General features: G+C 73.6%; 5 protein-coding genes. 1 reads left to right on the plus strand and 4 read right to left on the minus strand.

Going from position 1 to position 9,953, the window contains the following annotated elements; translation table 11 throughout:
- Nucleotides 1–120: 120 nt before the first annotated feature.
- The 4 genes from ABZ937_RS38335 to ABZ937_RS38350 form a co-directional block, all read right to left on the minus strand.
- Nucleotides 121–4,353 (minus strand): Rne/Rng family ribonuclease, encoded by a 4,233-nt coding sequence (locus ABZ937_RS38335; RefSeq protein ID WP_361699219.1) that lies wholly within the window; start codon nt 4,351–4,353, stop codon nt 121–123.
- 262 nt (nt 4,354–4,615) lie between these two features.
- Nucleotides 4,616–5,392 (minus strand): TIGR03936 family radical SAM-associated protein, encoded by a 777-nt coding sequence (locus ABZ937_RS38340; protein WP_361699221.1) that lies wholly within the window; start codon nt 5,390–5,392, stop codon nt 4,616–4,618.
- Nucleotides 5,393–5,438: 46 nt separating this feature from the next.
- On the minus strand, nt 5,439–6,557 hold the full coding sequence (locus tag ABZ937_RS38345) for a hypothetical protein (RefSeq protein WP_361699223.1): 1,119 nt from the start codon (nt 6,555–6,557) through the stop codon (nt 5,439–5,441).
- A gap of 66 nt (nt 6,558–6,623) precedes the next feature.
- Nucleotides 6,624–9,257 carry a SpoIIE family protein phosphatase gene (locus tag ABZ937_RS38350; RefSeq protein WP_361699225.1) on the minus strand — a complete coding sequence of 878 codons (2,634 nt, stop codon included), beginning with the start codon at nt 9,255–9,257 and terminating at the stop codon, nt 6,624–6,626.
- A gap of 270 nt (nt 9,258–9,527) precedes the next feature.
- On the opposite strand from ABZ937_RS38350, the gene ABZ937_RS38355 reads away from it, so the two are divergent.
- On the plus strand, nt 9,528–9,953 hold a 426-nt coding region (locus tag ABZ937_RS38355; RefSeq protein ID WP_361699227.1), incomplete at its 3' end, for a tectonin domain-containing protein.

Genomic DNA, 9,953 nt, shown 5'->3' on the forward strand with positions numbered 1-9,953 from the left:
TGGTCGCCAAGGGGCAGTTGACCGGTGACTGGGTCGCCGGGCTCGGCACCCGGTGGGGCGTGCACGGGCTGCGCGAGACCCCGCTGCCCGCCGAGCCGGGCCGGCCGCACACCGCGGGCGTCAGCCCTCGTCGTCGGCGGTGGAGACCGCGGTGGACACCGTGGTGGTCTTCTTCGCCGTGGACTTCGCGGCGGCCGTCTTGGCGGTCTTCGCCGCCTTCTTGGCCGTCGTCTTCTTGGCGGCCGTCTTCTTGGCCGTCGTCTTCTTGGCCGCGGTCTTCTTCGCGGCCGTCTTCTTCGCCGTGGCCTTCTTGGCCGCCGTCTTGCGGGCGGTCTTCTTGGCCGGCGCGACCTCCTCGGCCTCCGTCTCCTCGGCGGTCACCGAAGCCTCCGCCACAGCGGCCTCAGGGGCCTCCTCGGCCGCGGCCGACGGGACGACCACGACGGCCGCCTCCTCGGACGCGGTCGGCGCGGTGGCCTTGCGCACCGCACGGCGGCGCGGGCGGGCCGGCGCCGCGGCGCTCTCGGCCTCCGCAGGCTGCTCGGCCGGGGCCTCGGCGACGGGAGCGGGCTGCTCCGCCGGCGCCTCGGCCGCGGGCGCGGCCTCCGGCACCGTCACCACGGCCGCCTCGGCGCCCGCGGGAGAGCCGGCCGGGGCCGACACCTTCCGGGTCGCCCGGCGGCGCGTACGGCCCTTGGGCGCGGCCTCCTCGGCGGCCGGGGCCTCGGCCTGCGGCGCCGGAACCACCTGGTCCTCGACGGCCACCGGCTCGGCCAGCGCCTCCGCGGCCGGCTCCGGGTGCACCGGGCGCGCCGCCGCCTCCTCGGCGGTGACGTCCTGGGCGGTGGGAGCCTCGGCCGGCACAGCCTCCGCGGCCTTCTCGGCCTCGGCGAGCTTCTCGGCTTCCGCGGCCTTCTCCGCCTCGGCGGCCTCAGCCCTGGCCCTGGCCTCCGCCCTCTCGGCACGAGAGGGCCGCTCGGCCTTCTCCGCCTTCGGCGCGCCCGCCGGAGCGGACGCCCGGCGGCTCGCCCGACGGCGCGTACGGCCACGGGTGGCCGCCGCCTCGGCCTCGGCGACGCTGCTGTACAGCTCCTCGTCCGGCGCGAACTCCGGCGCGGGCAGGGCCACCGGCTCGGCGACCTCGGCGGCCACCTCCACGGCGGTCTCCACCTGCGGCTCGACGGCCTCGCCGGTCTCCACGGCCACGGCGGCGGTCTCGTGCACATGCTCGTGCACGGGTTCCTGCGCCTCGCCGCCCCGGCCGCGCTTCTTGCGCTTGCCGCCGCCACCGTTCACGGTGGCCTGGTCCAGGTGGACGATGACACCGCGGCCGTTGCAGTGGACGCAGGTCTCGGAGAAGGACTCCAGCAGGCCCTGCCCGACCCGCTTGCGGGTCATCTGGACCAGGCCCAGCGAGGTCACCTCGGCGACCTGGTGCTTCGTACGGTCCCGGCCCAGGCACTCCAGCAGGCGCCGCAGCACCAGGTCGCGGTTCGACTCCAGGACCATGTCGATGAAGTCGATGACGATGATGCCGCCGAGGTCGCGCAGCCGCAGCTGGCGCACGATCTCCTCGGCCGCCTCCAGGTTGTTCCTGGTGACGGTCTCCTCGAGGTTGCCGCCCTGCCCGGTGAACTTGCCGGTGTTGACGTCGACGACGACCATCGCCTCGGTCCGGTCGATCACCAGCGAACCGCCGCTGGGCAGCCAGACCTTGCGGTCCAGCGCCTTGGCGAGCTGCTCGTCGATCCGGTACGTGGCGAAGACGTCGACCTCGGACGTCCACTTCGACAGCCGGTCGGCGAGGTCCGGGGCGACGTGCGAGACGTACCCGTGGATGGTCGACCAGGCGTCGCCGCCGCTGACGACGACCTTGGTGAAGTCCTCGTTGAAGATGTCGCGGACGACCCGGACGGTCATGTCCGGCTCGCCGTACAGCAGCGTAGGAGCGTTGCCGCTCTTGGCCTTCTTCTGGATGTCCTCCCACTGCGCCTGCAGCCGCTCGACGTCCCGGCGCAGCTCGTCCTCGCTCGCGCCCTCGGCGGCGGTGCGCACGATGACGCCCGCGTCCTCGGGGACGATCTTCTTGAGGATGGTCTTCAGCCGGGCCCGCTCGGTGTCGGGCAGCTTGCGGCTGATGCCGGTCATCGAGCCCTCGGGGACGTACACGAGGTAGCGGCCCGGGAGGGAGACCTGGCTGGTCAGACGCGCGCCCTTGTGCCCGATGGGGTCCTTCGTGACCTGCACGAGGACGGACTGCCCGGACTTCAGGGCGGACTCGATGCGGCGCGGCCCGTTGGCCATGCCGAGGGCCTCGAAGTTGACCTCGCCGGCGTACAGGACGGCGTTGCGGCCCTTGCCGATGTCGATGAAGGCGGCCTCCATCGACGGCAGCACGTTCTGGACCTTGCCCAGGTAGACGTTGCCGACGTACGAGGTCGACTGCTCCTTGTTGACGTAGTGCTCGACGAGCACGCCGTCCTCCAGGACGCCGATCTGCGTACGGTCGCCGTGCTGGCGGACGACCATCACGCGCTCGACGGCCTCGCGGCGGGCCAGGAACTCGGCCTCGGTGATGATCGGGACGCGCCGGCGCCCCTGCTCACGGCCTTCCCGGCGACGCTGCTTCTTGGCCTCCAGACGGGTCGAGCCCTTGATGGACTGCACCTCGTCGGACGGCTCGCTGGGCTTGCGCGGCTCGCGGACCTTGACGACCGTGCGCTCCGGGTCGTCGGCGGACGGCTCGGCGTCGACGCCGGTGTCACCGGCCCGGCGACGGCGGCGACGGCGGCGCCTGCTGCTGGCGCTGGATCCGCCGGACTCGTCGCCACGAGCCTCCTCGGCGTCCTCTTCCTCCTGCTCGGCGGTGTCCTCGGCGTCCTGCGCGGCCTGCTCGGCGGCCAGCTCTTCGGCCTCGACGTCCGCGCCCTCGCCCTCGGCGGCGTCACCGCGCCGGCGGCGGCGTCCGCCACGGCGGCGACGGCGGCGCGAGCCGGACTCCTCGAAGCCCTCGGCGCCCTCGGTCTCGTCGCCCTCCTCGCCCTCGGCGAGGTCCTCGGCGGACTCCAGGGCCTCCTCGGCCTCCTCCTCGGCGGCGGCCTCGACCGGACGGGTCTCCTCGGCGGCGGCACCGCGGCGGCGCCGGCGCCGGCGGGCACCGGTCTCGACGCGCTCCTCCGCGTACTCCTCCTCGGTCTCCTCCACCTCGGCGGCCTCGGCGGCGGCTTCGGCGGCGGCCCGCTCCGGGGTCTGGAACTGGGGCTCGGCGAACACCGGCGCCTGGAAGACGGCGACGGCGGGGCGGGCGGGCCGGCGCGAGCCCTCGGCCTCGGCGGCGGGACGCGCGGGCTCGGAGAACCCGGACGCGGCGCGTACGACCCGACGGCGGGCCCGACGCGGCGCGGCCTCCTCGGCGACGGGCGCCTCCTCGGCAGCCGGGGCAGCCTCCACCGGAGCCTCCGTCCCGGCGGCTTCGTCGCTCACCGGCGCACCGGCGGGCGCGGACACCCGACGCGTGGCACGCCGACGCGTACGACGCGGAGCAGCCTCCTCCTCGGCTACGGGCGCCTCTTCAGCAACAGGCGCCTCCTCGGCAGCGGGCGCCTCAGCAGGAGCAGCCTCCACAGCGGCGGCCGGAGCCTCGGCGGCTTCCTCGCTCACGGGCGCACCGGCGGGCGCGGACACCCGGCGCGTGGCACGCCGACGCGTACGACGCGGAGCAGCCTCCTCCTCGGCTACGGGCGCCTCCTCCACAGTCGGAGCAGCCTCCACCGGAGCCTCCGTCCCGGCCTTCACCTCGGCGGTCTCCCCGGTCGCGGGGGTGCCGGCGGGCGCGGACGCCCGGCGCGTGGCACGGCGACGCGGACGCGCGGGCGCGGCCTCCTCGGCGGCAGGCGTCTCCGCGGCCTCGGCGACAGCGGCGGGCGCCGGCTCGGCGGCGGCGGACGCGGCCGGTACGACGGTCTCGGCGGCCTCGCCGGACGCGGGCGCACCGGCGGGCGCGGACGCCCGGCGGGTGGCACGGCGACGCGGACGCGCGGGCGCGGCCTCCTCGGCGGGCGCCGACGCGACGGCAGCAGCCTCTTCGGTCTCTTCGGTCACCTGGACCTCTTCGGCCCCCTGGGTCTCAGGAACCTCGGCAGCCTCAGCGGCCTCGGCGCCCTCGATCACCTCGGTGACCTCGTCGGTCTCCGCGGCCGGTATGGCCGGCACGGTCACCTCGGTGGGAGCCTCCGCGCCCGCGGCGGGCGGGCCCGCCGGGCGGGAGGCGGCACGGCGACGCCTGCGCGGCGGCAGGGTGTCGCTGGGAGTGTTCAGTTCGGAACCCTCGTTGGGTTCGGTCGGTTCGAGCATGCGGGCGTTTCTCCCGTCAGGCTCCCGGGCGCCGCGCCTGGTCCGGCAACGGTCTCGAAGAACCGTCCGCCGTTGACGTCCGCGGCCCGCGCGATGCGCGATGGCCGCCGTCCGGGGCGCGGGCGCCGCACGGGAGCACTCTGTGTCCTGTCTCGCCGGTTCCGTACGCCTTGTCGGTACGGCCTGGCGAAAGTCTTCTGGTCGGTGCGCTGCCCGACCCAGGTGGCTCCCGAGTACGAGGGCGGCGCTACGACGTCCGTCCCTACGCGGGACCTTCCGGCGTCGGCGCCGTCGCGGCGGCAGCCGGTGCGGCCGTCAGGGCCTCGGCTGCCTCGCGGTCGGGCGCGAGCGGGTCGGTCACCGTGCCGGTCTCTTCATCGAGCAGCCCCTGCGCCAGCCTGGTCACCGCTGCGGGGACCGGCGGCGCCAGGTCGGCCACGGCGCGGAGACCGGACAGGACGTCGTCGGGTCGTACGGCAGGCGTCACGTGCCGAACAACCAGCCGCAGTATCGCACAGGGCCGGTCGGTCGGCCTATCAGCCGGTGCACTCTGCGTTTCCAGGCTCACCACGGCCGGGCGGGCGTCGAAAGTTCGGACGCCGTTCTTGGTCATCCGCTGCACCTCGACGGTGCCGGCCTCGGTGAAGGCCGCGACAGCGCGCTCTGCGTCTGCCGGGTCGACACCGTCCAGCCGCAGCTCCCAGACGGAGGCCGTCAGCCGGTCGGCGAGGCCCGAGGTCCGTGCCTCGACCGCGTCGACGACGTCGAGCCCGGGGGGCAGCGACTCGTCGAGGAGGACGCGCAGGGTCTCCGGGTCGCGCGATGCGGTGAGCGCGATCTCCAGGTACTCCGCCTCACTGCCCGTGCCGGTGGGTGCGGCATTGGCGTACGACACCTTCGGATGCGGCGTGAACCCCGCCGAGTACGCCATGGGCACCTCGGCGCGGCGCAGCGCACGCTCGAAGGCGCGCTGGAAGTCTCGGTGGCTGGTGAACCTCAGGCGGCCGCGCTTGGTGTAACGCAGTCGAATGCGCTGCACCGCGGGTGCGGGCGGCGGGCCTTCGGGCTGTCGCTTGCCCAGTGTCCTAGTCCTTCGTGAGTGCGGTCGTACTCCTACCAAGAGTACGTGTGTCGTGAGCCACGGGTTCCCGCCGGTCCACCGCGGCCGGCTGCCGGGGCTCGCCGAAGACCATCCGGCGGAAGTCCGCGCGGGCCTGCCGCATGGTGTCGCGGGCCGAGGCCAGCGCCTCGCGGGTGACCCGCCCGACCGCGCGCATGCCCGCGGCGACGGGCCGCAGGACGGCGTCCCGGACGGCGTGCCCGACGGGGGTGAGGACGGTCCGGTACACCCAGCGCACCGGCTCCACGAAGATCCACCGGAAGAGGGTGCCGAGCGCCCGCCCGACGGCCCGGGAGATCCGCCCGGCGACCCGCCAGGTGTGCCCGAGGGCATCCCCCACCTCGCGTGCGACGACCGCGAGGAAGCGGCCGACGGGCGCCAGTACCCAGCGCCACAGCGCGAGCGCGGGCAGGACGAACAGGACGCGGGCGGTCCAGTACAGGGCCACGCCGACACCGGTGACGAGCAGTCCGAGCAGATGCCCGAGGCCCCGCGCGCACCAGGCGACGGCCCGCCCGACGGGGGCGAGGACCCAGGTGTACAGCCACCGCGCGGGTACGACGAACAGGTACCGCACCAGCCAGGCGACGGCCGTGTACACGCCGATCCCGATGGCGGCCAGCACCGCGCCGATGCCCTTCAGCAGCCAGGTCAGCGCGTAGCCGATGGGGCACAGCACGCGCGCGTAGACCCACGCGAGCCCGGCGCCCACTCCGCGCGCCAGCCAGGCGACGCCGTGCCCGAGGGGCGTGAGGACGTACCGGTAGAACCACACCGCCGGTACGACGAGGAGGACGTTGCCGAGCCAGGCGAGGGCCATGCCGACGGGGACCGCGACGTACCGCCACAGGGCCACGAACGGCCACACGAACAGGGCCTTGCCGACCCACAGCAGGGCCCGCCCGAAGGGCCTGAGCACCGTGTCCCGCAGGAGCCGCCCGGCGGCGACGAGCACGTCCCACACCATCCGCACCGGCACGACCAGCACCAGGACGACGATCCGCACGGGCAGGCGGACGGCGACGACGAGGCATCCCTCGGGCTGTCGCGGCGGAGGCGGAGGCGGCGGCTTCTGCAGGTCCATACAGGGGTAGACGCACGGACCGCCCGTTCGGATCCGGCCATGCCCCGCGCATCGGATCCGGCCGCGTCATGGCCCCGGTCCGCAGGGCGGGACGGGACGGAGGGCCAGCAGGGCGATGTCGTCGTCGGCGTCGGAGCCGAACTTGATGATCAGTTCGTCGCAGAAGACGTCGAGGGGGACCCGCGCCTGGGCGGCCGTGTACCCGCGCAGGCGCGCCATGGCGTCGTCGAGGGACTCTCCGCGGCGTTCGATGAGGCCGTCGGTGAACAGCAGCAGGGTGGAACGGGGTGGCAGCCGGTCATGGGCGGAGGGCCGGGGGAAGTCGGGATCCATGCCGATCAGCAGGCCCCTGCCCGCGTCCAGGTAGCGGGTGTCGCCCTCGTGGGTGGTCAGCAGGGGCGGCAGGTGACCGGCGGACGAGTGGTGCAGTTCCCCTGAGCCGCCGGCGTCGTTCGTGATCAGGCCGTACACGATGGTCGCGGTGGACTGTGGATACAGCGTCCGGCTCGCGAGGTCCAGGCGGCGCAGGACGTCACCGGGGGGCGCCGGGCGGTCGACGGCGATACCGCGCAGCGTGTTGCGCAGTGTGCTCATGGAGACGGCGGCCTGGAGGTCATGCCCCGACACATCGCCGATGACCAGCGCGGTCTCCCCGCCGGGCAGAGCGAAGGCGTCGTACCAGTCCCCGCCGATCTCGGCCGTGGTGCTGGAGGGGACGTAGCGGGCGACCAGCTCCATGTGCTCGACCTCGGGCAGTTCGGGCAGCAGGGCACGCTGAAGGTGTTCGGCGGTGTACTGGGCGCGCCGGTGCAGACGGGCGTTGTCCAGCCCGAGAGCGATGCTGCGGACCAGTTCCGCGATCAGAAGGACGTCTTCCTTGGTGAACGGGTCCTCGCCCTGGACACGGACCATGGTCAGGGCACCGAAGACCTCCCGGTGGCCCCGCAGCGGAGCGACGACGGCACTGCTGCCCCCGAACTGCTCCACCAGCTCCAGTTGCCGGGCGTCCAGCGGACTGAGCGCATGGCCGGGCGGACGGATGTCGGTGATCAGCAGCGGGCCCGCGCCGCGCAGCACCCGGGGCAGGGTTCCCTGCGTGGTCTCCGAGACCGGGGGCAGCCTGCCGAGCTGCCCCTCGGAGATCAGCGTCCGGGGATCGCGGTGCATGACGCAGACCCGCTCCACCTGCCCGTACTCGTCGAGCAGATCGGCCACACACCAGTCGGCCAGTTGCCTGGTCAGCACATGGCACACCCGCCGCAGTCTCTCGTCCGGATCGACGGTGCCGGTCAACGCCCTGCTGATGTCGGCGAACAGGGACAGCCACGCCGGCCCCGCCCCCTCGGCGCTCACGCTCCTGACCTTCTTCGTCGTGGTCGGCAGACGCACCGGACCCGGCACCGGGCGGGTCGTGTAGAAGCCGTCCTGCGGGGAGTCCGGCGCGGCGGGGGGAGCCGTCCTGGTGGTGAGCTGGGCGACGAACACCGTACTGCCGTCGACCGCCTCCTGCGTCTGGACGTGGAGGCGGATGGGGATCACCCGGCCGTCCCGGTGGAGCGCGGGAACCGGTATGGACCGGCCCAGGATGCGGGCCTCGCCCGTGAGCAGCAGCGAGGTGAAGGCCGCCACATGGCGTTTGCGCAGGTGCTCGGGCATCAGGACGGTCAGCCGCTGCCCTACGAGGTCTTGCGCCTGCCAGCCCAGCAGGCTCGCCGCGGAGCTGTTCACCGCGACGATCCGGTTGCCGTCGTCGGCCGCGATGGTCGGCACACTGCTGGCTTCCACCTCGCCGGCGTCCCAGGGCGCCAGCGCCAGGGGCGTGCCGCCCGGTGTGCCGGGGATCCGCGTCCACGCCATGGCCTGCCGCCCGGACAGCTGGCCGGCGATCTGGTCGAGCAGCCAGTCACGGAAGGCCCGGATCTGCGGCAGCGCCGGGAGGGCGAGCAGGCTTCCCCGCTGCGCCGCGGCGTCGCCCTCGTCGAGCACGCGACGCAAGGTCAGCACGGCCGCGGCGGCATCCGCCGGGAACGCCACGAGCAGCGAGAGCGTCGAGCTGTCGGGGGTCTCCTGCTCCACCGCGGTCGTCATGCACGCGCAGATCACGTTGCTCGTGTCCTGGGCGACGACAAGGTCCTGCCGGCGCACCTCGGTCCGGCCGGCGGCCGACGCGGCGAGGAGCAGCTCGCGCAGCAGCCCCTCCCACTGCTGCTGCGCGGCCCAGTACAGGGCGTACGGCATGTCCTTCAGCGTCACGGTGACAGTCCGGCCGGACGGCGCCACGGTCTCCCACGCGGACGTCGGCGGCGCCGGCGCCTCGGGCCACAGTTCGAACCAGACGGTCTTGCGGCCCTCGCCGCTGTGGACGCCATGGCTGGTGGCCAGCTCCTCCACCAGGGCCAGGCCCCTCCCGGTGCAGGCGTAGGGATGGCGGTCATGCGGAACCACCCCGCGGTCCGGCCGGTGATCGCTGACCGTCACATGGACCCGGCCATCGATGTCCCAGGCCCGCACCTCCAGCTCGGTGCGCGCGTGGATCACCGCGTTGGTCACCAGCTCGCCGACCAGCAGCTCGGCGGTGTCCACCACATCCGGCCCGACACCGTCCAGCACCGACCGCACGAACCGCCGGGCCAGCGAAACACTCTCCGGTGCCGAGGGCAGCGACCGCGCCTGCGCCCCGGACGGACTGGGGCTGGCCATACCGGTTGGGTGCCCAGAAAAATTCACCCGAAGCCAGGCCGCACCCCCGTCAACACGCCGACCACCCCCACCCCACACGGGTGATCACAATTCGCGCCGCATTGACGATCTACGGATCACCGGCCATCCGCCCCGCACCCCTGGCGTACCACGCAAACTCAATGTTTCCAGACAAAAGATCCGGTCGTCCTCCCTGCTCGCCGGTGCGCGAGTTGCCCCGCCTGGGGAGGGTCCTCGCGCACCACTTCCGAGCGGAGAGGAGTCGGCATCATGGCCGACTGGAAGCAGATCAGCGGCGCACTCGTACGCATCGCGGCGGGGTCGAGGACCAACGTGTGGGGGGTCAACTCGGCCGGCAACATCTACCGCTACACCAACAACGACGCGAGCCCCTGGGTACAGATCCCCGGAGCACTCACCGACATCGGCGCAGGAGCCGACGGCACCGTCTGGGGCGTCAACTCAGCCGGCAACATCTACCGCTACACCGGCGACCAGGACACCGGCCACTGGAAGCAGATCAGCGGCGCACTCGTACGCATCACGGTGGGGTCGAGGACCAACGTCTGGGGGGTCAACTCGGCCGGCAACATCTACCGCTACACCAACAACGACGCCAGCCCCTGGGTACAGATCCCCGGAGCACTCACCGACATCGGCGCAGGAGCCGACGGCACCGTCTGGGGCGTCAACTCA

Source organism: Streptomyces sp. NPDC046727 (assembly GCF_040645635.1).
GTDB lineage: Bacteria > Actinomycetota > Actinomycetes > Streptomycetales > Streptomycetaceae > Streptomyces.

Excerpts from the sequence above, each read along its gene's own strand:
- ABZ937_RS38335 (WP_361699219.1), bottom strand. The coding sequence starts at position 4,353 with ATGCTCGAACCGACCGAACCCAACGAGGGTTCCGAACTGAACACTCCC.
- ABZ937_RS38345 (WP_361699223.1), bottom strand. The coding sequence starts at position 6,557 with ATGGACCTGCAGAAGCCGCCGCCTCCGCCTCCGCCGCGACAGCCCGAG.
- ABZ937_RS38350 (WP_361699225.1), bottom strand. The coding sequence starts at position 9,257 with ATGGCCAGCCCCAGTCCGTCCGGGGCGCAGGCGCGGTCGCTGCCCTCG.